Source organism: Kitasatospora sp. NPDC048540, from assembly GCF_040651175.1.
Lineage (GTDB): Bacteria > Actinomycetota > Actinomycetes > Streptomycetales > Streptomycetaceae > Kitasatospora.
This window is the reverse complement of the sequence record NZ_JBEZIR010000041.1, coordinates 18,370-39,996: the sequence shown is the minus strand read 5'-3', so window position 1 is coordinate 39,996 and position 21,627 is coordinate 18,370. Positions and strand designations below refer to the sequence as shown.

At 75.6% G+C, this 21,627-nt stretch carries 23 protein-coding genes; 4 read left to right on the top strand and 19 right to left on the bottom strand.

The window, feature by feature from the left end; all coding sequences use genetic code 11:
• Positions 1-130 precede the first annotated feature (130 nt).
• Both AB0D08_RS18245 and AB0D08_RS18240 read left to right on the top strand, forming a co-directional pair.
• A complete protein-coding gene (locus tag AB0D08_RS18245; protein WP_033821733.1) occupies positions 131-1,594 on the top strand; it encodes an aminopeptidase P family protein in 1,464 nt (487 codons plus the stop codon).
• Between the two features lie 215 nt (positions 1,595-1,809).
• Entirely contained in the window at positions 1,810-2,499 is a 690-nt protein-coding gene (locus tag AB0D08_RS18240; RefSeq protein WP_359889878.1) for a hypothetical protein, read from the top strand.
• Between the two features lie 79 nt (positions 2,500-2,578).
• On the opposite strand, the gene AB0D08_RS18235 is transcribed toward AB0D08_RS18240, so the two are convergent.
• From AB0D08_RS18235 to AB0D08_RS18225, 3 genes are all read right to left on the bottom strand, one after another.
• Complete coding sequence (locus AB0D08_RS18235; protein WP_359889875.1) at positions 2,579-3,607, bottom strand: nitronate monooxygenase; 1,029 nt, start codon at positions 3,605-3,607, stop codon at positions 2,579-2,581.
• A 144-nt stretch (positions 3,608-3,751) separates the two neighbouring features.
• Complete coding sequence (locus AB0D08_RS18230; RefSeq protein ID WP_359889872.1) at positions 3,752-4,384, bottom strand: response regulator transcription factor; 633 nt, start codon at positions 4,382-4,384, stop codon at positions 3,752-3,754.
• Positions 4,381-5,595, bottom strand: coding sequence for a sensor histidine kinase (locus AB0D08_RS18225; RefSeq protein ID WP_233289407.1), 1,215 nt, complete (start codon positions 5,593-5,595; stop codon positions 4,381-4,383). Before AB0D08_RS18225 ends, AB0D08_RS18230 begins: the two co-directional genes overlap by 4 nt.
• A gap of 177 nt (positions 5,596-5,772) precedes the next feature.
• On the opposite strand from AB0D08_RS18225, the gene AB0D08_RS18220 reads away from it, so the two are divergent.
• Together AB0D08_RS18220 and AB0D08_RS18215 are read left to right on the top strand one after the other, a co-directional pair.
• Positions 5,773-6,843 carry an FtsX-like permease family protein gene (locus tag AB0D08_RS18220; protein WP_359889870.1) on the top strand — a complete coding sequence of 357 codons (1,071 nt, stop codon included), beginning with the start codon at positions 5,773-5,775 and terminating at the stop codon, positions 6,841-6,843.
• The gene (locus AB0D08_RS18215) at positions 6,840-7,538 is read left to right on the top strand and encodes an ABC transporter ATP-binding protein (protein ID WP_051814234.1); all 699 of its coding nucleotides are present in this window, start codon (positions 6,840-6,842) and stop codon (positions 7,536-7,538) included. The genes AB0D08_RS18220 and AB0D08_RS18215 overlap by 4 nt, the downstream gene beginning before the upstream one ends.
• A 14-nt stretch (positions 7,539-7,552) precedes the next feature.
• On the opposite strand, the gene AB0D08_RS18210 is transcribed toward AB0D08_RS18215, so the two are convergent.
• From AB0D08_RS18210 to AB0D08_RS18135, 16 genes are all read right to left on the bottom strand, one after another.
• Positions 7,553-8,149 (bottom strand): Uma2 family endonuclease, encoded by a 597-nt coding sequence (locus tag AB0D08_RS18210; RefSeq protein WP_033825404.1) that lies wholly within the window; start codon positions 8,147-8,149, stop codon positions 7,553-7,555.
• An 89-nt stretch (positions 8,150-8,238) separates the two neighbouring features.
• A complete protein-coding gene (locus tag AB0D08_RS18205; RefSeq protein WP_033825403.1) occupies positions 8,239-8,949 on the bottom strand; it encodes a GntR family transcriptional regulator in 711 nt (236 codons plus the stop codon).
• Between the two features lie 53 nt (positions 8,950-9,002).
• On the bottom strand, positions 9,003-9,959 hold the full coding sequence (locus AB0D08_RS18200; protein WP_149038660.1) for an ornithine cyclodeaminase family protein: 957 nt from the start codon (positions 9,957-9,959) through the stop codon (positions 9,003-9,005).
• A complete protein-coding gene (locus tag AB0D08_RS18195; protein ID WP_359889866.1) occupies positions 9,956-10,978 on the bottom strand; it encodes a proline racemase family protein in 1,023 nt (340 codons plus the stop codon). Before AB0D08_RS18195 ends, AB0D08_RS18200 begins: the two co-directional genes overlap by 4 nt.
• Positions 10,975-12,351 (bottom strand): aldehyde dehydrogenase family protein, encoded by a 1,377-nt coding sequence (locus tag AB0D08_RS18190; protein ID WP_359889908.1) that lies wholly within the window; start codon positions 12,349-12,351, stop codon positions 10,975-10,977. Before AB0D08_RS18190 ends, AB0D08_RS18195 begins: the two co-directional genes overlap by 4 nt.
• A gap of 94 nt (positions 12,352-12,445) precedes the next feature.
• Complete coding sequence (locus AB0D08_RS18185) at positions 12,446-13,447, bottom strand: proline racemase family protein (protein ID WP_359889863.1); 1,002 nt, start codon at positions 13,445-13,447, stop codon at positions 12,446-12,448.
• A 68-nt stretch (positions 13,448-13,515) separates the two neighbouring features.
• Positions 13,516-14,457 carry a dihydrodipicolinate synthase family protein gene (locus AB0D08_RS18180; protein WP_051812017.1) on the bottom strand — a complete coding sequence of 314 codons (942 nt, stop codon included), beginning with the start codon at positions 14,455-14,457 and terminating at the stop codon, positions 13,516-13,518.
• 58 nt (positions 14,458-14,515) lie between these two features.
• Positions 14,516-15,916 (bottom strand): NAD(P)/FAD-dependent oxidoreductase, encoded by a 1,401-nt coding sequence (locus tag AB0D08_RS18175; protein WP_359889861.1) that lies wholly within the window; start codon positions 15,914-15,916, stop codon positions 14,516-14,518.
• Positions 15,897-16,214, bottom strand: coding sequence for a (2Fe-2S)-binding protein (locus AB0D08_RS18170; protein ID WP_033819247.1), 318 nt, complete (start codon positions 16,212-16,214; stop codon positions 15,897-15,899). The genes AB0D08_RS18175 and AB0D08_RS18170 overlap by 20 nt, the downstream gene beginning before the upstream one ends.
• Positions 16,211-17,380, bottom strand: coding sequence for an FAD-binding oxidoreductase (locus AB0D08_RS18165; RefSeq protein WP_033819246.1), 1,170 nt, complete (start codon positions 17,378-17,380; stop codon positions 16,211-16,213). Before AB0D08_RS18165 ends, AB0D08_RS18170 begins: the two co-directional genes overlap by 4 nt.
• 142 nt (positions 17,381-17,522) lie before the next feature.
• Positions 17,523-18,461, bottom strand: coding sequence for a twin-arginine translocase subunit TatC (gene tatC / locus AB0D08_RS18160; RefSeq protein ID WP_063794311.1), 939 nt, complete (start codon positions 18,459-18,461; stop codon positions 17,523-17,525).
• 218 nt (positions 18,462-18,679) lie between these two features.
• On the bottom strand, positions 18,680-18,853 hold the full coding sequence (locus tag AB0D08_RS18155) for a hypothetical protein (protein WP_199520286.1): 174 nt from the start codon (positions 18,851-18,853) through the stop codon (positions 18,680-18,682).
• A 10-nt stretch (positions 18,854-18,863) separates the two neighbouring features.
• On the bottom strand, positions 18,864-19,103 hold the full coding sequence (locus tag AB0D08_RS18150) for a hypothetical protein (protein ID WP_033819245.1): 240 nt from the start codon (positions 19,101-19,103) through the stop codon (positions 18,864-18,866).
• Between the two features lie 6 nt (positions 19,104-19,109).
• Positions 19,110-20,066, bottom strand: a complete 957-nt coding sequence (locus tag AB0D08_RS18145; RefSeq protein WP_033819244.1) for a WYL domain-containing protein — start codon at positions 20,064-20,066, stop codon at positions 19,110-19,112.
• 5 nt (positions 20,067-20,071) lie between these two features.
• The gene (locus tag AB0D08_RS18140) at positions 20,072-21,037 is read right to left on the bottom strand and encodes a WYL domain-containing protein (RefSeq protein WP_033819243.1); all 966 of its coding nucleotides are present in this window, start codon (positions 21,035-21,037) and stop codon (positions 20,072-20,074) included.
• Positions 21,038-21,184: 147 nt separating this feature from the next.
• On the bottom strand, positions 21,185-21,556 hold the full coding sequence (locus AB0D08_RS18135) for an FKBP-type peptidyl-prolyl cis-trans isomerase (protein ID WP_033819242.1): 372 nt from the start codon (positions 21,554-21,556) through the stop codon (positions 21,185-21,187).
• Positions 21,557-21,627 lie beyond the last annotated feature (71 nt).

Sequence of the window (21,627 nt, the reverse complement as noted above, 5' to 3'; positions counted from 1 at the left end):
ACCCGTAACATAGTAATGTGAAATTGCACTGGCAAGAGCTGATGCGGCCCGTTACCGAGCCGTGTCCTCCCGGGGCCCAACCCCCTTGCCGGTCCCGGCACTTCCGCCCCAGGTCAGAGGAGTCGCAGCAGTGACCGCCGAACCCGTACCCCACCTCAACACCGGCAGCCACGATCTGCCCGTCTCGCCCGCACTCGACGCCTTCATGGGCACCGCCTGGGCCCCCAGCCCGCTGCCCGCCGGCGCCCGGGTCCCCGGCCACGACGCCACCGGCCCGCGCCGCCGCCGGCTCGCCGCCGCCTTCCCCGGCGAGCGACTGCTCGTCCCCGCAGGGCAGTTGAAGGTCCGCAGCAACGACTGCGACTACCGCTTCCGCCCGCACAGCGCCTACGCCTGGCTCACCGGCCTGACCGGCGAGGACCAGGTCGGCCACGTCCTGGTGATCGAACCCGACGGCGAGAGCGTCCTGCACCTGCGCCCGCGCTCCCCGCGCGGCGGCGGCAGCCCGTACGGCTCGGAGTTCTACCGTGACCGCCGCTACGGCGAGTTCTGGGTCGGCCGGCGGCCCGACCTGGACGAGGCCGCCGCCCTCACCGGCATCCGCACCGCCCATCTCGACGACCTCGCCAAGCTGCTGACCGGTCCGCAGCCCGCCACCCGGGTACTGACCGGCGTCGACCCGGCCCTCGACGCCCTGACCGGCCGGTCCACCCCCGCGAACGGGCCCGAGGACGCCGCCCTCGCCACCACCCTCGCCGAACTGCGCCTGATCAAGGACGCCTGGGAGACCGGCCAGCTCCAGCACTCCGTCGACCTCACCACCACCGGCTTCGAGGACGTGGTCCGCGCCCTGCCCACCGCGCTGCGCCACGGCCGCGGCGAACGCTGGCTGGAGGGCACCTTCAACCTGCGCGCCCGCGCCGAGGGCAACGGCACCGGCTACGACACCATCGTCGCCTCCGGCGCGCACGCCTGCGTGCTGCACTGGATCCGCAACGACGGCGCCCTCGACCCCACCCGGCTGCTGCTCCTCGACGCCGGCGTGGAGACCGACACCCTCTACACCGCCGACATCACCCGCACCCTCCCGCTCTCCGGCACCTTCTCCCCCGTCCAGCGCCAGGTGTACGAACTGGTGCTGGCCGCCCAGGACGCCGCCATCGCCACGCTGCGGCCCGGCGCCAGCTTCCGGGACTTCCACCGGGCCGGCATGCGGGTGATCGCCGAGGGGCTGGCCGACTGGGGTGTCCTGCGGATCCCCGCCGAGCAGGCACTGCACGAGGACAGCGGCCTGTTCCGCCGCTACACCCTGTGCAGCAGCGGGCACATGCTCGGCCTCGACGTGCACGACTGCGCCAAGGCCAGGGCCGAGACCTACCTGGACGGCGTCCTGGAGGAGGGCATGGTGCTCACCGTCGAACCCGGCCTCTACCTCCAGCCCGACGACGAGACCCTGCCGCTGGAACTGCGCGGCCTCGGCGTCCGGATCGAGGACGACCTGGTGATCACCGCCGACGGCGCCCGGCTGATGTCCGGCGCCCTCCCGCGCACGGTCGACGCCATCGAGGAGTGGATGGGCACCCTGCTCGGCTGAGACCGCGTCCGCCCCGGGGCCGGCCGGGGCTCCCGGGACAGCGGTGCAAGGTGACGGCCCAACGGCGGGAGCGGAGAGAGGCCGGTCCGATCCGGGGCACCGCAACCGGTCTCCCCCCGCCCGCGTCCGGGCAGATGTGGGCGGGGGCCACGCCGCCGCCCGGCGGCGGCTGCCGGCCGGCAGCCGTCCGGCACCGACCCCGGGGGACAGCACGGATGAACACGGCCGACGACCACCCGCCCTCCTCCCCCCACCAGCTCCACCCCTGCCCGAGCTGCGGCCTGACGGACCGGCTCACGGCCGTCCCGGCGGTGTACCTGGCCGGGCGGGACACCGTCACCGTCCCCGACGGCCGGGACCAGGACGGGCGCCGGACCACGGTCACCCGCGAGGTGACCACCGCGCTGTCGGCCGCCCTCGCACCCGCACCGCCGAAGCCCGCGGCGGCGGTCGGATGCCTGGGGGTGCTCGGCGTGTTCGCGCTGCTGGCCGCCGTCGGCACGTTCGCGGGCGGCGCAGCCGGCGGGCACTGGTTCTCCGACGACGCCGCTTCTCACCCGAGGCCCGACCCCGCCGTGTGGGGGTCACTCAGCGGCACCTCGGGCGGGCCGCACCACCCCGACCTGGCGTTCCTCGGCTGGATCTCCGGGTTCGCGCTCCTCGCGGCGGTCCTGCTGTTCGTCGCGGCCGCCGGGCGCGGCGCCGCCTTCCGCACCCTGACGGCCGGCCGTCCCGCCGCCGAGCGGCTCTGGTCCCGGGCCTGGTACTGCGCCCGCTGCGGCACGGCCCACTTCCCACCCGCCCCCGGCGAACCGTCCCGCGCACTCGGCCTCCAGGAGTTCCGCTCGCTCGTCTGGCAGGCCGGCGGCTACGGCAGGCTGGTGGCCCGGCACCCGGTGGTGTGACACGGCCCGCGGCCGGCGGACGGCGCCCGACCGGACGCACCGCCGGCTCCCGGCTGCCGGACGCCCCGGAGAGCCGGCCTCAGTCCGCCGCGCCCGCGGCGATCGAGCGGGCGATCGTGGCCGCCGGGCCGGTCCGGGCCAGGCGGTGGCCGGTACCGGCCCACAGGTGCATCGCGTCCAGGTCGCCGCGCGCGGCCGCCGCCGCCCGCAGCGGCTGGGTGAGGTGGTGCACCTCCGGGTAGGCGGTCGGCGCGTACGGCTCGTAGCGGTCGATGAAGGCGTTGCGCAGGCCGCGCGCCGGGCGGCCGGTGAAGGTACGGGTGACGGCCGTCACCGGGAAGCGGTCGTCGACCAGCGCCGCCCGGTGGGCGGCCGAGGCGCCGGACTCGGCGGAGCGCAGGAAGGCCGTACCGAGCTGGCCGGCGACGGCGCCCGCGCGCAGGGCGGCGGCCAGGGCGGGCCCGTCCGCGATGCCGCCGGCCGCGATCAGCGGGAGGCCGGTCACGGCGCGGACGGCCGCCAGCAGTTCGGCCAGCGGCAGGGTGCCGGGTTCGGTGTCGGCCCGGTGGGTGGCCCGGTGGCCGCCGGCCTCGGGACCCTGCACCGTGAGCGCGTCCATCCCGGCGGCCTCGGCCGCCACCGCCTCGGCGGCCGAGGTCACCGTGCCGACCTGGGTGATCCCGGCGGCCCGCAGCGCCCCGGCCTCCGCCGGCCCGGGCAGCCCGAAGGTGTAGGAGACCACCGGCACCGGGTCGGCCAGCACCAGTTCGAGCTTGGCCTCCCAGTCGTCCCGGTCCGGGGCGATCACCGTCGGCAGCTCGACGCCGTGCCGCTGCGCCTCGGGCCGCAGCCGCTCCCGGTAGGCCGCGACGGCGGCCGGGTCGCCCGGCTCGGCCGGTACGAACAGGTTGAGCCCGAACGGGCGGCCGGTCAGCTCCCTGACGGCCCGGATCTGCTCGCCGACGGCGGCCGCGGTCCGGTACCCGGCGGCCAGGAACCCCAGGCCGCCGGCCTCGGACACCGCCGCGACCAGCTGCGGGGTCGAACCCCCGCCCGCCATCGGCGCCGCCACCACGGGCAGGTCGAAGCCGATCCGATCCACCGTCATACCGCGCTCCCCTCGGGCCGTTTCGCCCCACCCTAGCCCGCCCGACCCGAGCCACCCCGGGCGCGCACGGCACTCACCCGGGCGGGCGGAGTCCGCCCGCGCCCCGGCCGCGGCCCCCGGCGGCCGCGGCCGGCCCCGGCGGGCTCAGACCCGGCGGATCAGGCCGGAGTTGAGGCCGGCCGCGACCGCGCCGGTGCGGCTGTCGACGCCGAGCTTGTCGTAGACGTGCACCAGGTGGGTCTTGACGGTGGCCTCGCTGATGAACAGCCGCTTGGAGATCTGCCGGTTGGCCAGACCCTCGGCGACCAGCTGCAGGATCTCGGTCTCCCGCGGGGACAGCGTCGGGCGGCCGGAGCGGACCCGCCCTAGCAGCCGGGCGGCGACCGGCGGGGCGAGCACGGTCTCACCGCGGGCCGCGGCGTGCACGGCGGCGGCGACCTCCTGCGGCGGGGCGTCCTTGAGCAGGTAGCCGGTGGCGCCCGCCTCGACGGCGGCGAGGATGTCGGCGTCGGTGCTGTAGGTGGTCAGGATCAGGACCGCCGGCGGGTCGGGCAGCGCGGTGATCCGGCGGGTCGCCTCGACGCCGTGCATGCCGGTCCCCATCTGGAGGTCCATCAGCACCACGTCCGGCCGCCGGTCCAGCCCGGCGAGCACCTCCAGCGCCTCGGCGCCGTCCGCCGCCTCGCCGACCGCAGTGACGTCCGGCAGGTCGTCGACCATGGCGCGCAGCCCGCGCCGGACCACCGGGTGGTCGTCCACCAGCAGCACCCGGATCACCGGGCGCCCGCCTCGGCGAGCAGGTCGACGCCGTCGGCGGGGCGCAGCGGCAGCGCGGCGGCGACCGCGGTGCCCTCGCCCGGCGCGGACTCGACACTCAGGCTGCCGCCGAGCGCGGCGATCCGCTCGCGCATGCCGTGCAGGCCGAAGGTGCGGCGCTCGCCCTCGGGGCGGGCCAGCGGGTCGAAGCCGACGCCGTCGTCGAAGACGTCCAGGGTCACCTCGTCGTCGAGGTAGGCGAGGGTGACGGCGATCCGCTGCGCCCCGGCGTGCCGTACCGCGTTGGCCAGTGCCTCCTGGGTGAGGCGCAGCAGCGCCACCTCGGCCTCGACGGGCAGCGGGTGGGGCTCGCCGTCCAGGTGGAAGCCGGCTCCGGCGCCGCGGGCCAGGCGGCGCAGCGCCTCGGTGAGGGTGGTGTCGTCGAGGGCGGGCGGGGTGAGCGCGTGGACGAAGCGGCGGGCCTCGGCGAGGTTGGCGGAGGCGGTCCGTCCGACCTCGCGGATCCGGTTCGCGGCGGCGGCGGGGTCGGCGGGCAGCGCGGACTCGGCGGAGCGGGCCAGCAGCACGATCGAGGACAGTCCCTGGGCGAGGGTGTCGTGGATCTCGCGGGCGAGGCGCTGCCGTTCGGCGAGGCGGCCGGCCTCGCGCTGGGTGGCGGCGAGCTCGTCGCGGGTGCGCACCAGGTCGTCGATGAGGCGCTGGCGTTCGCGGCTCTCCCGGTAGAGCGCGGCGTAGCCGTACGCGGTGAGCAGGGCGACGGCGGCGCCGGCCACCGGGCCGAGCACCTTGGCGGTGGTCAGGCCGCCTTCGGTGCCCGCCTGGGCGGCGACCACGACGCCGGTCAGGGCGGCGACCGCGAGCACCGCCCGGCTGGCGGGCAGCAGGTGCAGGCAGACGAAGTACAGCGGGAACGCCAGGTAGCAGAACTCGGGGTGGAGCAGGGTGAGCGCGATCCAGAGCAGGACCACGGCGGCGAGCCAGAGCAGGGCGCCGGTCCGGGTGGTGCGGATCCGTCCGACCGGGCCGCCGGCGGCGTAGGCCGCGGCGAGCAGGGCGGCGGTGGCGAGCGCGCCCGGTCCGAGGCCGTGGTCGAGGACGCCGCGGGCCAGCAGGACGCCGAGCAGCGCGAAGAACAGACCGTGCAGGGCGAGGTTCATCAGCCGCAGGGCGGGGGTGCTGCCGGCGTGCGCGGCCGGGTCGTCACTGGTCACGCCTTCCGAGGGTACGGGGTGCCCGGCGGGCGGCCGACCGGTCGGGCGTCAACCGTTCGATGGATTTCCGGGTGCACCGCGGGGTGGAGCCGGGGGCCGTTCCTCTCCACGATGGATTCGGCGGCCGCGGCGGCCAGGGTGGACGGCAGGACAGCCCACCTCCACCGGAAGGTCCCCGTGTTCGTCGCACTGCGTGACATCCGCTTCGCCAAGGGCCGGTTCGCGCTCATGGGCGCGGTCGTCACCCTGATCACCATGCTGGTCGTCTTCCTGTACGGCCTGACCGGCGGCCTGGCCGCCGCCGCCTCCTCCACGGTCGCCGGGCTGCCGGCCGACCGGATCGTGTTCGGTGCCCCGGCGGGCGCCGCCGCGACCGTCTCGTTCGGCAACAGCGTCGTCTCCGCCGGGCAGCAGGCCGCGTTCGCCGCCGCACCCGGGGTTGGCGCCGCACACCCGCTGGGCGTCTCGCTGACCCGGCTGACCGCGTCCGACGCCGCCGTGTCGGTCAGTGTGCTGGGCTCCCCCGCCGCGCTGCTGCCGCCGCTGCGGCAGGGCGCGGCGCCCGCGGACGGGCAGGTGGCCGTCGGTGCGGACACCGCGGCCGAGTACCACCTGGCGGTGGGCGGGCAGGTCCGGGTCGGCCCGAGCACGCTGACCGTCTCCGGCGTCACCGAGCAGCGCTCGTACTCGCACGCGCCGACCGTCTGGACCACGCTGGCCACCTGGGAGCAGCTGAGCGGCCAGAGTCGGCCGACCGTGCTGGCGCTGACCGGTTCGCCTTCGGGCGGCGCGGCGCTGGACGCGGCGCAGGGGACCACGACGGTCGCCCTCGCCGACGCACTGGCCGGGATCAACGGCTTCTCGGCGGAGCAGGGCAGCCTGCAGCTGATCCAGGGCTTCCTGTTCGCGGTCAGCGCGCTGGTGGTGGGGGCGTTCTTCACCGTCTGGACGGTGCAGCGCCGCCCCGACATCGCGGTGCTGAAGGCGGTCGGGGCGAGCAGCGGCTACCTGGTGCGCGACGCGCTCGCGCAGGCCGCGGCCGTGCTGCTGGGCGGGGCACTGCTGGGCGGGGCGGCCGGCGGGACCGGGGGGCTGCTGGCGGCCTCCGCGGTGCCGTTCGACGTCGGCCCGGCGACCGTGGCCGTCCCGGTGGCGGCGATGGTGCTGCTGGGTCTGGCCGGGGCCGCGCTGGCGGTCCGCCGCATCACCTCCGTCGACCCGCTGGCCGCCCTGGGAGCCTCCCGATGACCACCACCGCGCAGACCACCACCCGTACCGGCCTCGCCCTGCGCGGGGTGACGCTGACCTACCCGGACGGCGAGAGCCGGCTGACCGCGCTGGACGACGTGACGCTGGAGGTGGCGCCGGGCGAGTTCACCGCGGTGGCGGGCCCGTCCGGGTCCGGCAAGTCGAGCCTGCTGGCGGTCGCCGCGACCCTGCAACGGCCCGACCGGGGGCAGGTGCTGATCGACGGTCTGGACGCCGGTGCGCTGGGTGACCGGGAGCGGACGGCGCTGCGCCGCGAGCGGCTGGGGATCGTCTTCCAGCAGTCCAACCTGCTGGCCTCGCTGACCGCCGTCGAGCAGCTGCTGGTGCTGGAGTCGGTCCGCGGCGGGCGCCCGTCGGCGGCCCGGTCGCGGGCCGAGGAGCTGCTGGCCTCGGTCGGGCTGGACGGTGCGAAGCAGCGGCGGCGCCCGCACCAGCTGTCGGGCGGCGAACGGCAGCGGGTGAACATCGCACGGGCGCTGTTCGGACGGCCGTCGGTGCTGCTGGTCGACGAGCCGACCTCGGCGCTGGACCACGAGCGCGGCGCGCAGATCGTCGGCCTGCTCGCGGAGATCACCCGCAGCCACGGCACGGCGACGGTGATGGTCACCCACGACCGGGACCTGCTGGGCCGGGTCGACCGGGTGCTGGAGATGCACGACGGCCGGCTGGCCTGAGCGCCGCCGCGCGGCTACTTCTCGGGGCCGAGGACGGCGTCCACGTCGAGCTTGACCTCGGCCCCGATGGAGGCGGGCAGGACGAAGGACTGTCCGGGCCGGTGGACGGCGTTCACCCGGTACTCGCCGTCGCTCGGCTCGGTGAGCACCATGACCCTGCGGTTCTGTCGGTCGACGATCACGTAGACCGGGATGCCCGCGGAGGCGTAGGCCGACGGCTTCTTCTTGAGGTCGTCGCCGAGGTTGGAGGAGGTGACCTCCAGGACCAGACGGAAGGCCGCCGGGTCGTAGCAGTTGTACTCGACCGGGTGATCGTCGATGTCGGCATCGGTGATCGAGAGGTCGGGAACGGCGTAATCCGACGGTCCGTCGGGCAGCCACACACCGACGGCCTGGTGCACCTCGGACCCGTCGCCGTTCATGCCGGCCGCGATGAGTGTCGCCATGATGCGGGTCAGCGCGCGGCTGTGCGACGCGTCTGCGGGCGGTGTCACGGCGATCTGACCCCCGATGATCTCGACTCGGTGCCCCGTCAGGCGACTGGAAATCAGGTCGGCCGCCTCGAGCAGCGTCGGCTGCTCGTACGGGTGCTCCACTGCTGCGGCGGACATGGATTCCTCCTGGCTGCCGATGTCGGAACCATCATCGTAGGCCCGGTGCCGCGCAACGGCCCGGGTCATGGCCCTCTCACCCGGACGGGTCAGCGGGCGCCGAGCCGCAGGGCCGGACGCTCCTCGGCGGCGGCCTCGGTGCCGGCCGCCCAGAGGTTGCGGATGTGGCCGAGGTGGCGGGCCATGCAGTTCTCCGCGTCGTCGGCGCGGCCGGCGATCATGAGGTCGAGCAGCTCCAGGTGCTCCTCGGCCGAGGAGACCAGTTCGCCGCGCTGGTCGAGCCGGTTGAGCCCGTAGAGGCGGGAGCGCTTGCGCAGGTCGCCGACGGTCTCGACGAGCCGGGCGTTGCCGGCGAGGCCGAGCAGGTCGAGGTGGAACTGGCGGTCGGCCTCCAGGTACCCGATCAGGTCGTGCTCGCGGGCCGCGACCACGATCGCCTGGGCCTCGGGGCGCAGCGCCTCGAGCTGCTCGGGGGTGGCGGTGCGGGCGACCCGGCCGACGGTGGGCACCTCGATCAGGGCGCGGATCTCGGTGTACTCGTCGAGGTCGCGCTCGCTCAGCTCGGTGACCCGGAACCCCTTGTTGCGGACCGCCTCGACCAGGCCCTCGCGGGCCAGGTCGAGCATGGCCTCGCGGACCGGGGTGGCGGAGACCCCGAAGTCGGCGGCGAGGGCGGGGGCGGAGTAGACGACACCGGGGCGGAGCTCACCGGAGATGAGTCCGGCGCGCAGTGCGTGGGCGACCTGGTCGCGCAGCCGCTCCTGGACGGAGATGAGGGTGCGGGGCTTTCGGTCCGCCATGGTGTTCCTCCGGAGGTTCGAGGACACCATTGTACAATGTCACGTTACTCACTTTATGGAAGATTCAAGCGAAATCCGGGGGACATTTCGTATTGCATGGCAGCGACTGCCAAATCCTGCCAGGCCATCCCGACGCTCTTGAAGAACCGCGGCCGGTCGAACGCCACAGCCGCCTCATCGTTCACCAGTTCTGAGAGGTTCGCAAGCATCGGCGCCCCCGGCGCCCAGCCCGCCGGAAAGGCCATCAGGAGGTCCCCCGCCTCCCGCAGCGCGCCGGCCCGGGACTCCGTGTACAGCGCCGATCTGCGCACCAGCGCGCCGTCCACCTCCCGGGCGCCGGGATCGTGCGAACCGACCGCCGCCACCACCGCCCGGTCGGCCACCGCACCGCCGTCGAACAGCGGCGTCCGGGCGGTGGTGCAGCACACCACGATGTCCGCACCGGCCACCGCCGCAGCCGTCCCGGGCGTGGCGTCGAGCCCCAGTGTCCGGGCGTGGGCGCACAGGTCCTCGGCGGGCGCCGCCCGGCGGGCCACCACGGTCACCCGGGTCAGCGGGCGGACCTCCGCGAGCGCCGCCAGGTGCCCGTACGCCTGCGGGCCGGCGCCGAACAGCACCAGGTGCGCCGCGTCCGGCGCGGCGAGCCGGCCGACAGCCAGCGCGGTCACCGCCGGGGTGCGCAGCGCGGTCAGCGCGGCGCCGTCGAACAGCGCCAGCGGCCGCAGGGTCGGGCCGTCCAGCAGCAGGTGGCTCCCGGTGATCCGGGGCAGGCCGAGGCCGGGGTTGGCGGGGGCCACGCCCGCGATCTTCACCCCGGCGTAGCGCCCGGTGGCGGCGGGCATCAGCAGCAGCTCACCGGCGGGGACCGGGATGTTCGAACGCGGCGGGCAGCTCTCCGGGTCCAGGCCCTCCCGCAGCACCCGTTCCAGCGCCTCTCGGGCCTGCCGCGGCGTCAGGGTGAGCTCCAGGAACGGCAGGGCGGCGTCGGCCCGGGCGGGGGCGGGCGTCACAGCAGGAACCCCGTTCCGAGCGGGTCCGCGGGGTCGAGGTCGAACCGGTGCTCGCCGGTGCGGTACGCGCTGCCGGTGACCTCGGTCACCACCCCGCCGTCCCGCTCGCCCGCCGGCCGCCCGGTGAACACCGTGCCGATCACCGACTCGTGCCGCAGCTCCTGGCCGGCGGTCAGCCGGCCCTCGGCGGCCAGCAGGGCGAGCCGGGCGGAGGTGCCGGAGCCGCACGGCGAGCGGTCGATCTGGCCGTCCGCGAAGACGGTGACGTTGCGCTGGCTCGGGCCGTTCGGCAGGTCGGGCAGCTCCTCGTAGAGGATCACCCCGTAGACGCCGGACAGCCGCGGGTCCGCCGGGTGGCGGGTGGCCGGCTCGTCGGCCAGGGCGGCACGGATCTCCCGTCCGGCGGCGGTGAGTTCGGGCAGGTGGGAGGTGTCGACGCGCAGGCCGAGGTCGGCGGCGCGGACCGAGGCGTAGCAGGCGCCGGAGTGGGCCAGGCCGACGGCGACCGGGCCGCGGGAGGTCTCCACCCGCAGGTCGAGGGCGGTGACCCGGGTGGGGACGTTGCGGAAGGTGACCGCGGTGGTCCGCCCGCCGCTGCGGTGGACGGCGGCCGAGACCCGGCCGGACGGCACGTCGATCCGGACCCGGGTGGTGCCGTCGGCGGGAGCGGCGACCAGGCCGGAGTCGACGGCCCAGGCGCCGAGCGCGATGGTGCCGTGGCCGCAGGCGGTCGAGTAGCCGTCCTTGTGCCAGAACAGCACCCCGAAGTGCGCCTCGCTGTCGTCGGCGGGCACCACGAAGCCGCCGTACATCCCGGCGTGGCCGCGCGGCTCGCGGGAGAGCAGCCGGCGGACGTCGTCCAGCGCGCTCGGGCGCGGGGCGGTGGCCGTGCCGCCGGCGCCGAGCGCGACGGCGCGGCGCTCGGCGACGGTGTCGCCCGGCACGGGCGGCAGGCCGCCGGTGACGATCCGGAACGGCTCGCCCGCCGTGTGGTAGTCGACGGTGGTGACGGTCCTCATCGGGGCGTCCCGGCGGGCAGCAGGGTGATGGTGCGGCCGGCCGTGAAGAAGTCGAGCGCGGCCTGCCCCTGTTCCCGGCTGCCGTAGCTGGCGGCCTTGGCACCGGAGAAGGGCAGGTGGAAGTCGACGCCGCTGGACGGGGCGTTGACCCGGATCATCCCGGCGTCCAGCCGGTCGGCCGCGGCCAGCGCGGTGTCCAGGTCGCGGCTGTGCACCGAGGTGGCGAGGGTGTGCCGGGTGCCGTTGGCCAGCGTGATCGCCTCGTCCAGGGTGGCCGCCCCGGACAGAACGGCCAGCGGGCCGAAGAACTCCTCGGTCAGCAGCGGGTGCCCGGCGGGCACGTCCTCGAGCAGGGTCGGCCCGAAGTACCAGCCGGCCCGCTCCGCCCGCCCGGCGCCGGCCACCACCCGGGCACCCGCCGCGACCGCCGAGTCGAGGGCGCCGGTCAGCCGGTCCAGCGCGGCCTCGTTGATCACCGGTCCGCAGACCGTCGCCGGGTCGGCCGGGTCGGCGGGCGCGGCGGCGGCCAGCGCCTTGGCGAGCGCCTCGCGCAGCGGTCCGAGGGCGTCGCCGACGGCGATCACCCGGCTGGTGGCGGTGCACTTCTGGCCGGCGTAGCCCGCGATGGCGGCGGCCAGGTGCGCGGCGGCCTGCTCGATGTCGGCGTCGGGGAGCACCAGCGCGGCGTTGAGTCCGCCCATCTCGGCCTGGACCGGGACGCCGCGGCCGGAGGCCGCCGCGATCACCGCCCGGCCGACCCCGGTGGAGCCGGTGAAGGAGACCACGTCGACGGCGTCGACCAGGGCCGCGCCCTCCTCGGCCGCCCCCGGCACGACCGTCAGCACGCCCTCGGGCAGGCCGGCCAGCTCGGCCAGCCGCAGCGCGCAGGCGGTCGCCTCCGGGGCGGGCTTGAGCACCACGGCGTTGCCGGTGGCCAGGGCGGGGGCGGCCTTCCAGACCGGGATGGCCAGCGGGAAGTTCCACGGGGTGATCAGCCCGGCCACCCCGTACGGGCGGCGCCGGGTCATCAGCAGGCCCTGGCCGGCGGCCGGTTCGTGCAGCTCGCCGGCCGGGGCGTACGGCGCCTGCGCGTAGTACCGCCAGATCGCGGCGGTCCTGGCGACCTCGCCGCGCGCCTCGGCGAGCGGCTTGCCGACCTCCCTGACCACCAGCGCGGCGAGCTCCTCGGCGTGCGCCTCGACGGCGTCGGCGGCGCGGGTGAGCGCGGCCGACCGCGCGGCCGCTCCCGCGGCGAGCCAGCCCGGCTGGGCGGCCCGGGCGCGTTCGACCGCGGCGGCGGTACCGGCCGCGCCGGGCGCCTCGACGCGGACGACGAGGTCGGCCGGGTCGGCCGGGCTGTACGAGTCGATCATCACGGGTGGGAGCCTTTCGGGAGGGCGGTCGCCCCGGGCGGGGGCGCGGCGGCGCGCCGGCGCGGGCCGCCGCGCCCGGTCGGGTCCGGACGGGTCAGAGCAGGAAGCCGGCCGGGAACGGGTCGGTGGGGTCGAGGAAGTACTGCGCGGTGCCGGTGATCCAGGCCCGGCCGGTGACGGTCGGCACGACGGCGGGCCGGCCCGCCACGGTGGTCTCCTCGACCAGCCGCCCGGTGAAGGTGGTGCCGATGAAGGAGTCGTTGCGGAAGTCCCGGTGCAGCGGCAGTTCGCCGCGGGCGTGCAGCTGCGCCATCCGCGCGGAGGTGCCGGTGCCGCACGGCGAGCGGTCGAACCAGCCGGGGTGGATGGCCATCGCGTGCCGGGAGTGCTCCGCGGTGGAGCCGGGGGCGAGCAGCTGGACGTGGTGGCAGCCGTGGATGGACGGGTCCTCGGGGTGCACCGGGCGGTCGTCGGCGTTGATCGCCGCCATCACCGCCAGGCCGGCGTCCAGGATGTCCTGCTTGCGCTCGCGTTCGAACGGCAGGCCGAGGTCGGCCAGCGGCAGGATCGCGTAGAAGTTGCCGCCGTAGGCCAGGTCGTAGGTGACGGCGCCGAAGCCCGGCACCTCCAACTTGCGGTCCAGCGCGGCCGCGTACGAGGGGACGTTGCGGATGGTGACGTCCAGCGCGGCGCCGTCCTCGACCCGGACCTCGGCGACCACCAGACCGGCCGGGGTGTCCAGGCGCACCGTGGTGACCGGCTCGACCACCTCCACCATGCCGGTCTCCACCAGCACGGTGGCGACGCCGATGGTGCCGTGCCCGCACATCGGCAGCAGCCCGGAGACCTCGATGTACAGCACCCCGAAATCGGCGTCCGGCCTGGTCGGCGGCTGCAGGATCGCGCCGCTCATCGCGGCGTGGCCGCGGGGCTCGTACATCAGCAGGGTGCGGAAGTGGTCGAGATGCTGCTGGAAGTGGACCCGCTTCTCGGCCATGGTCGCGCCGGGGACGGTGCCGAAGCCGCCGGTGACGACCCGGGTCGGCATGCCCTCGGTGTGCGAGTCGACGGCGTGGAAGACGTGACGGCTGCGCATGGGTGCAGAGCTCCTTGTCCTGGCCCGGGCGGGCCGGCTGTCCCCGCAGCCGGCCCCGCTGGCGGTGGTTACTTCAGGCCCTCGGCGAGCGCCTTCTCGGTGGCGGCGCGGACGGCCGCCTCGGTCTCCGCGGAGAGCGGGCCGCGCGGCGGGCGGACCGGGCCGCCGGGGCGTCCCGCGATGTCCATCGAAAGCTTGATGGCCTGCACGAACTCAATCTTGGAGTCCCAGCGCAGCAGCGAATGCAGCGAGCGGTAGAGCGGCAGCGCGGTCGCCAGGTCACCGGCGACCGCGGCGCGGTAGAGCTCGGCGGACGCCTGCGGCAGCGCGTTCGGGTAGCCGGCGATCCAGCCGACGGCGCCGGCCAGGGCCAGCTCCAGCAGGACGTCGTCGGCGCCGATCAGCAGGTCGAGGCCGGGCGCCAGTTCGGCGATCTCGTAGGCCCGGCGGACGTCGCCGCTGAACTCCTTGACCGCGACGATCGAACCGGCCGTGTGCAGCTGCGCCAGCAGCTCGGGGACCAGGTCGATCTTGGTGTCGATCGGGTTGTTGTACGCGACCACCGGGATCCCGGCGGCGGCGACCTCGGCGAAGTGGGCCCGGACGGCGGCGGCGTCGGCCCGGTAGGCGTTGGGCGGCAGCAGCAGGACCGAACCGGCCCCGGCCTCTGCGGCCTGCTCGGCCCAGCGGCGAGACTCGGCGCTGCCGTACGCGGCGACGCCGGGCATCACCCGGGAGCCGTCACCGGCGGCCTCGACCGCGACCGTGACGACCCGGGCGCGCTCCTCGTCGGTGAGGGTCTGGTACTCGCCGAGCGAGCCGTTGGGGACGACGCCGTCGCAGCCGTTGGCGATCAGCCAGCGGACGTGCTCGGCGTACGCGTCGTAGTCGACGGAGAGGTCGTCCCGCAGGGGTAGCGCGGTGGCGACCATGATGCCGCGCCATGGACGGGTGGGGTCATGGGGTGCGAAGGACACGGGGGGTTCTCCCTGAGTGGTGAGGTGTGACATTTTATTAGAGAAGGCAGGACGGCCACAAGAGCCGTCCGGCGGAAATCCGCTGGAAGGTCTAGTCGGCGTCCGGCCCGGTCCGCCGGGCCAGCTGCCCGAGCGGCACCGGGCAGGCGAGCGGACGGCTGTCCGCCCCGACCTGCCCGTCCCCCGCCAGACAGGCCACCGCCGGGCCGCACATCCGCCCCTGGCACCAGCCCATCCCGGCCCGGGTGAGCAGCTTGACGCTCCTCGCGTCGCGGGCGCCGAGCTCCGCCACCGCCTCCCGCACCGCCCGGACCGGGACCTCCTCGCAGCGGCAGACCTCGGTCTCCGGGGTCAGCCAGCCCGTCCAGTCCGGACCGGGCCGGTGGGCGGCGGCCATCAGCTCGGCGAAGGCCCGGCGCCGGTCGCGGCGGCGCCGCACCCCCGCCGGGGCGGGCCGCCCGGCGACCGCGTACGCGGCGAGCACGCCCTCGGCGACGGCCAGGTCGGCGCCGCCGACCCCGCAGGTCTCCCCCGCCGCCCACAGGCCGTCCACGCTGGTGCGCTGCTCGCCGTCGACGGCGAGGGCGGCCGTGCCGTCCGGGGTGGCCCGGGTGGCGGCGCCGAGTTCGGTGGCGAGCTCGATCTGCGGGACCAGGCCGTGGCCGACCGCCACCGCGTCGCAGGCGATCCGCCGCTCGGTGCCGGGTACCGGCCGCCAGCGGCGGTCCAGCCGGGCCACCGTCACCGCGGTCACCCGGTCGGTGCCGTGCGCCTCGGTGACCGCGCTGCCGCGCAGCAGCCGTACGCCGTGCCGCAGCAGGGTGGCGCCGTGGCCGGCGCCCTCGGCGAGCTTGGCCGGGTTGCCGAGCAGGACGGGCAGGCCGCGGGCGTAGCCGAGGTAGTCGGCGGCCTCGACGATCGCGGGCACCTCGGCCCCGGCGGTGACCAGCGAGGACGCCGCGGCCAGCAGCAGCGGGCCACTGCCGGCCAGCACGATCCGCCGGCCGGGCAGCACCAGTGAGGACTTGAGCATGGCCTGGGCGCCGCCGGCCGTGACCACCCCGGGCAGCGTCCAGCCCGGGAAGGGCAGCTGGCGCTCGTACGCGCCGGTGGCGAGCAGCACCGCGGCGGCCTCGACGACGGCGGCGTCGTCGGGGCCGGGGCCGGTGGTGGCGTGCAGCCGCCAGCCGTCGGCGCGCTCGGCGGTCCAGACGTGGTGGCCGGCCAGGTGGGTGATCCGGTGGTGGGCGGTGTGGACCCGCAGCCGGGCGGTGAGCGCGGCGAAGACGGACCAGCCGTGGTGCAGCCGCTCGGGCCGGGCGGCGCCGAGGGCGGGCGCGGGGTGGCGGTAGAACTGTCCGCCGGGGCGGGGACCGGCGTCGACCAGGGCGACGGTCAGTCCGTGGTCGGCGGCGGTGACGGCGGCGGCCAGGCCGCCGGGGCCGGCCCCGACCACCGCGAGGTCGTAGCGGTCAGACGGCGAGGTCGGCACGGCCGTGGCCCTCCTGGGTGGTGACGGTGTCGCCGGGCTCGGCCGGGACCAGGCAGGTGCGCCGGTTGGGCTCTCCGTTGACGGTGGCCAGGCAGTCGAAGCAGACGCCGATGCCGCAGAACGCGCCGCGCGGCCGGCCCCCGGTGCGGGTGGTGCGCCAGGCGAGGACGCCGTCGGCCCACAGCGCGGCGGCGATGGTCTGCCCCGGCAGGGCGGGGACCGGCCGGCCGTCGAACTCGATGGTGTGCGCGGGTCCGGGTTCGGCGCCGACCAGCTCGGCGGGGGTGCGGCGGCTCATCGGGCTCCTTCGGCGGGGTGCCGGTCGGCGAAGCGGTCGGGCCGCATCGGGGTCAGGTCGAGTTCCGGTGCGGCGCCGGTCAGCTGCCCGGCGATCAGCAGCCCGGTGGCGGGGGCCAGCCCGATGCCCGCGCCCTCGTGGCCGCAGGCGTGGTACAGGCCCGGCACCCGGGGGTCGGCGCCGATCGCGGGCAGGTGGTCCGGCAGGTACGGGCGGAAGCCCCGGTAGGCACGTTGCACGGTGACCTCGCGCAGCACGGGGAAGAGGGCGGCGGCCCCCTCGGCCAGCCGGCGCAGCACCTCCGGCGCGAGGGTGCGGTCGAAGCCGACCCGCTCGCGGCTGGCCCCGATCAGGACCGGTCCGGCCGGGGTGCCCTCGACCACGGCGGAGGTCTGCAGGGCGGCGGAGCCGCTGGCGACGTCGGCGACGTAGTCGGCGGCGTAGACCTTGTGCCGGACGATCCGCGGCAGCGGTTCGGTGACCAGGACGAATCCGCGCCGGGGCAGCACCGGCAGGTCGACCCCGGCGAGCCGGGCCAGCTCGCCGCCCCAGGTGCCGGCCGCGTTGACCACCGCGGGGGCGTCGAGGCGGCGGCGGTCGGTGGTGACGCCGAGGACGGAGCCGTCCGCCCGGGTGCGCACGGCGGTCACCTCCTCGCCGAGGAACACCTCGGCGCCGCGGGCCCGGGCGGCCCGCAGCAGGTGGGCGGCGGCCAGCGCGGGCTGCACCTGGGCGTCCTGGGGGTAGTGGAAGCCGCCGGCCAGGCCGGGGGCGAGGTGCGGCTCCAGGGCGGCCAGTTCGTCGCCCTTGACCTCGGCGCAGTCGACCCCGGCGGCGGCCTGGCCGGCCGCGAACCGGCGCAGCGGCTCCAGCCCGGCCGGGTGGGCCGCGACCACCAGGCCGCCCTTGGGCTCGTACTCGACGGCGTCGCCGAGGGTGGCGGCCAGCTCGCGCCAGAGCCTGGTGGAGAGCAGCGCGAGGTCGAGCTCGGGGCCCGGCTCCTTGTCGGAGACCAGCAGGTTGCCCTCGCCGGCGCCGGTGGTGCCGCCGGCCACCGGGCCGCGGTCGACCACGGCGGGCCGCAGGCCCGCCAGGGTGGCGTAGTACGCGCAGGCGGCGCCGACGACGCCGGCGCCGATCACCACGACGTCGTGGGGGGATCGCATGGACACGGCAGTAATATGTCACATGGCCAACGGGCTGCCAAGACGGTCCGCCGTGCGGCGCCCTCCGACGGCTCCGCCGGATGCCGAAGGCCCCTCCGCCGGGCGGCGGAGGGGCCTTCGGTCAGCCCGGCGCACGGGCCGGTCAGGTGATGTCGTCCATCTGCTCGTGCCGGGCCGCGGGCACCACCGGCGCGGGCGCGGCCGGGGCGGCCGAGGCCGACACCGACTCGGCGCCGTCCACCGCGTCGACCGACAGGTCGACGTGCGAGGCCTCGTCGTCGTCCAGCCCGGCGTCGGGGTTGCGGCGGGCCCGGCGGCGGTCGTTGAGCAGCGCGATGCCGACGGCCAGGAAGTACAGGCCCCAGATCGGCGCGGCCAGCGCCAGCATGGTCAGCGGGTCCGCGCTGGGGGTGGCGAAGGCGGCGAACACCGTGATGGCCATGACCATCGCGCGCCACCAGCCGAGCATCCGCTTGCCGGTGAGCACCTTGACGAAGTTCAGCATCACCAGGAACAGCGGGAACTCGAAGCCCAGGCCGAAGACCACCACCATCCTGGTGACCACGTCGAGGTAGTCCTCGACCGGCAGGATGTTGGTGATCTTGTCACCGGTGAACGAGATCAGCATCTGCGCGGTCAGCGGCATGACCAGGTACGCGAAGGCCGCGCCGGCCAGGAAGAGCGGGGTGCCGGCCGCCAGGAACGCCATCGAGTAGCGCCGCTCGTGCTTGTGCAGACCGGGCGAGACGAACTGCCACAGCTGGTACAGCCACACCGGGGTGGCCGCCACCAGGCCGGCCGTCAGGCTGACCTTCAGCACCAGGTTGAACGGGGTCAGCAGGCCGATGTTGACGACGCTGGCGCAGTTGGTGTCACCCGGCAGCGGCTTGTTGTCCGGCCCGCAGCGGGGCAGCGGGGCACTGAGGAAATCGATCAGCTGGTTGTGGAAGTAGGCGGCGACGAGCGTGAAGACCAGGATCGCCAGGACCGACTTCACCAGCCGGCTGCGCAGCTCGCGCAGGTGATCCGCGAGGGCCATCCGGCCCTCGGGGTCCTTGGGTGCTTTGGAAGACTTGCTCAACCCCGGTCCTCGAACTCGTGCGACAGAACCCGCCGGGCGACGGGTCCCCGTACCGGCCTGTCGTCAGGCCGGCCATTTCCGGGTACTGCCCTGCTGCGGGCGATGGTAGCCGCTGCCGGTGTCGGCCCGGCAACCACCCGGCAGCCCTCGGCCGCGCGACCACGCTGCGGGGCACCTGCCGCACCGCAGGGCCCTGCCCTAGAGGGTAACCCGGCCCGTCAGCCCGCCGGCCGGCCCGTGAGCCCGCCCGCCGCCTCGGCCAGCGCCCGCGAGGCCCGGTCGACCTCCCGAGCCAGCGCCCGGACGTCGAGCCACAGCCGCGCCGCCAGGACGCCGAGCACCAGCAGGCCCGCGGTGGCCGCCAGCACGGCGGCGACAATGATCCACTGCATGCCCGTGACCCTATCCGCCCGATCCGTCCACCGGCAGCAGCCGCATCGTCCGCACGCCCGCGGCGGTCAGCGCCGCGACGATCTTCTCACCGGCGGTCTTGCGCACCGGCGCCCCGCAGGAGGGGCAGGTGAAGCTGTAGAAGGTGCGTTCCGCGGTGGCCCCGAGGGCCAGCCGGAACTCCGTGACCGCCAGCTCCACCTTCTCCCGGCACTGGGAGCAGTAGACCTTGAACCTGGTGCCCTCCCCCACCGACGCTCAGACCTGCCCGTCCCGGTAGGCGTCCAGCGCGGCGAGCGCGGCAGCCGCGGCCTGCTCGGCGAGCTCGGGCGGGGAGACGATCCGGCCGTCCCGGCCGAGCCGCAGCGCCAGCGGGCGCAGCCCGGACGGGTCTGCGCTGCGCAGGGTGATCCGCAGGCCGCCGTCGGGCAGTTCCTCGGCCGAGTCGTGGGTGTAGTACTCGGCGACCCAGCGGCCGCCGGGGCCGACCTCGACCACCACCTCGGGGTCGTCGGCGCCCGGGTTGACCAGGCCGGCCGACAGGTCCCGCGGCTGGAGCCGGGGCGGGTTGGCGGGCTCGTCCAGGACCTTGATCTCGGCCACCCGGTCCAGCCGGAAGATCCGCCGGTCCTCGGAGGTGCGGCACCACCCCTCCAGGTAGGTGTGGCCCTCGGTGACCAGCCGGATCGGGTCGACCTCGCGCTCGGTCATCCCGCCGCGGCCGTGCGACCAGTAGCGCAGCCAGATCAGCCGGCCCTCGCTGAGAGCCCGGTCGATGTCGGCGAAGACCTGGCCCTCGGCCTCGAAGGTGACGCCGACCCGGGCGCTGGACTCGGCGCTCTCGCCGGCCGCGTCCTCGATCTTGGCGACGGCCCGGGTGAGCGCCTGCCGGTCCCGCTCGCGCAGTCCGGGCAGGCCGGCCACCGCGCGGGCGGCGACCAGCAGGGCGGTCGCCTCGTCGGCGGCCAGCCGCAGCGGCTGGGCGACGTCGTCGACGTTGTGCCACCAGATCCGCTCGCCGTCGGTGTCGATGTCGAGCAGGTCGCCGCCGCGGAAGCTGGTCCCGCACATCGGCAGCACGTTGAGGTCGCCGATCAGCTCGCGCTCGGTGATGCCGAAGGCGCGCGCCACCTCGGCCACCTCGGCGCCGGGGCGCTCGCGCAGGTAGGTGACCAGGGAGAGCATCCGCCGGGTCTGGTCGATCGCGTTGCTCATTGCCCCTACTCCCCAAGTCCCGCGACGGCCCGCAGCCGCTCGATGACATCCGCCCGCAGGTCGTCCGGGCCCAGCACCACGACGTCCGGGCCGAACTCGGCCAGGTCGGCGCCGAGCCCGTGACCGTACGGGATCTCCAGCTCGTCCCACTGCTCGTCGACGTGCCGGCTGCCCAGCGCCTTGGTGCGCAGCGGGAAGGCGGCGCCCCGGCGCAGCCGGACGGTGGCGGCGGTGGTGGCGCCCTCGCCGGCGAACCGGGCCACGGTGGCCCGGACGTCCATGTGCTCGGGCACCGTGCCGGTGAACTCGCCGGCCCGGGAGCGGACCCGGCCGGTGATCCGGCTGAGCCGGAACACCCGGGCGTCCTGCCGGTCCCGGTCGAAGCCGGCCAGGTACCAGTGGCCGCGCCAGCACTCCAGCGCCCAGGGTTCGACGGCGCGCTGCTCGGCGGCCGCGGCGCCGGCCTTGCGGTACTCGAAGGAGACCGGGCGGCGGTCGCGGGCGGCGGTGAGCAGCGGCTCGAAGGCGGCCTCGCGGGCCGGGATCCGCGGTTCGAGGGCGCTGTGCTCGGCGTCCTCGGCGAACGGCACGCCGGCCGCGCGGAGCTTCTGCAGCGCGCCGCTGGCGGCGCCGGACATCTTGGCCTGCTGCCAGACCCGGGCGGCCAGGGTCAGCGCGGCGGCCTCCTCGGCGTCCAGCGCGATCTCCGGGAGCCGGTTGCGGTCCCGGCGGGCCAGGTAGCCGACCTCGCCGTCGAGGGCGTTCTCGTCGACGTCGATGACCAGGCCGAGTTCGCGCAGGTCGTCCTTGTCCCGTTCGAACATCCGGTTGAAGGCGTCCTCGCTGCCCTGCTGCCAGGCCTCACGGTAGGCCTCGACGGACTCCCGGAGCTCCTTCTTGGAGAGCGGGCGTCTGGTGTTCATCAGGCACAGGGCGAGGTTCATCAGCCGCTCTGCCTTGGCGATCGCCATCGCGGACCTTCCTGGTGGGTCTCGGCGGGACATTCTTGATCCGGCGACCCGACCGTACCGGTCCGGGCACGCTGTGCAAAAGCCGAGTCCGCACGGGCGAGGGGCCGCACCCCGCCGAGCGGGATGCGGCCCCTCGCGGACCCGTGGTCAGACGCCGAGCAGGTCGACCACGAAGATCAGGGTCGAACCGGCCGGGATGAGCGGGCTCGGCGACTGGTTGCCGTACGCCAGGTGCGCCGGGATGACCAGCTCGCGGCGGCCGCCGACCTTCATGCCCTGGACGCCCTGGTCCCAGCCCTTGATGACGCGGCCGGCGCCGAGCGGGAAGCGGAAGGACTGGCCGCGGTTCCAGGAGGCGTCGAACTCCTCACCGGTCTCGAAGGTGACGCCCACGTAGTGGACCTCGACGACCGCGCCGGCCTTGGCCTCGGCGCCGTCGCCGACCACGATGTCGCGGATCTGCAGCTCCTTCGGCGCGTCGCCGACCGGGAAGTCGATCTCCGGCTTGCTGATGCTCACAACAGACTCTTCTCGTTCGCTGATAGACACATGACGCGGCGGCAGCCGCCCGCGCCGAGGTCCTGTCCAGG

What these genes read in the sequence shown, in the direction of transcription:
- AB0D08_RS18215 (WP_051814234.1), top strand. Translation starts at nt 6,840, where the DNA reads ATGACCACCACCGCGCAGACCACCACCCGTACCGGCCTCGCCCTGCGC.
- AB0D08_RS18240 (WP_359889878.1), top strand. Translation starts at nt 1,810, where the DNA reads ATGAACACGGCCGACGACCACCCGCCCTCCTCCCCCCACCAGCTCCAC.
- AB0D08_RS18180 (WP_051812017.1), bottom strand. Translation starts at nt 14,457, where the DNA reads ATGTCACACCTCACCACTCAGGGAGAACCCCCCGTGTCCTTCGCACCC.
- AB0D08_RS18155 (WP_199520286.1), bottom strand. Translation starts at nt 18,853, where the DNA reads ATGCAGTGGATCATTGTCGCCGCCGTGCTGGCGGCCACCGCGGGCCTG.
- AB0D08_RS18170 (WP_033819247.1), bottom strand. Translation starts at nt 16,214, where the DNA reads ATGAGCCGCCGCACCCCCGCCGAGCTGGTCGGCGCCGAACCCGGACCC.
- AB0D08_RS18235 (WP_359889875.1), bottom strand. Translation starts at nt 3,607, where the DNA reads ATGACGGTGGATCGGATCGGCTTCGACCTGCCCGTGGTGGCGGCGCCG.
- AB0D08_RS18190 (WP_359889908.1), bottom strand. Translation starts at nt 12,351, where the DNA reads ATGATCGACTCGTACAGCCCGGCCGACCCGGCCGACCTCGTCGTCCGC.
- AB0D08_RS18165 (WP_033819246.1), bottom strand. Translation starts at nt 17,380, where the DNA reads ATGCGATCCCCCCACGACGTCGTGGTGATCGGCGCCGGCGTCGTCGGC.
- AB0D08_RS18140 (WP_033819243.1), bottom strand. Translation starts at nt 21,037, where the DNA reads ATGGCGATCGCCAAGGCAGAGCGGCTGATGAACCTCGCCCTGTGCCTG.
- AB0D08_RS18185 (WP_359889863.1), bottom strand. Translation starts at nt 13,447, where the DNA reads ATGCGCAGCCGTCACGTCTTCCACGCCGTCGACTCGCACACCGAGGGC.
- AB0D08_RS18195 (WP_359889866.1), bottom strand. Translation starts at nt 10,978, where the DNA reads ATGAGGACCGTCACCACCGTCGACTACCACACGGCGGGCGAGCCGTTC.
- AB0D08_RS18210 (WP_033825404.1), bottom strand. Translation starts at nt 8,149, where the DNA reads ATGTCCGCCGCAGCAGTGGAGCACCCGTACGAGCAGCCGACGCTGCTC.
- AB0D08_RS18205 (WP_033825403.1), bottom strand. Translation starts at nt 8,949, where the DNA reads ATGGCGGACCGAAAGCCCCGCACCCTCATCTCCGTCCAGGAGCGGCTG.
- AB0D08_RS18145 (WP_033819244.1), bottom strand. Translation starts at nt 20,066, where the DNA reads ATGAGCAACGCGATCGACCAGACCCGGCGGATGCTCTCCCTGGTCACC.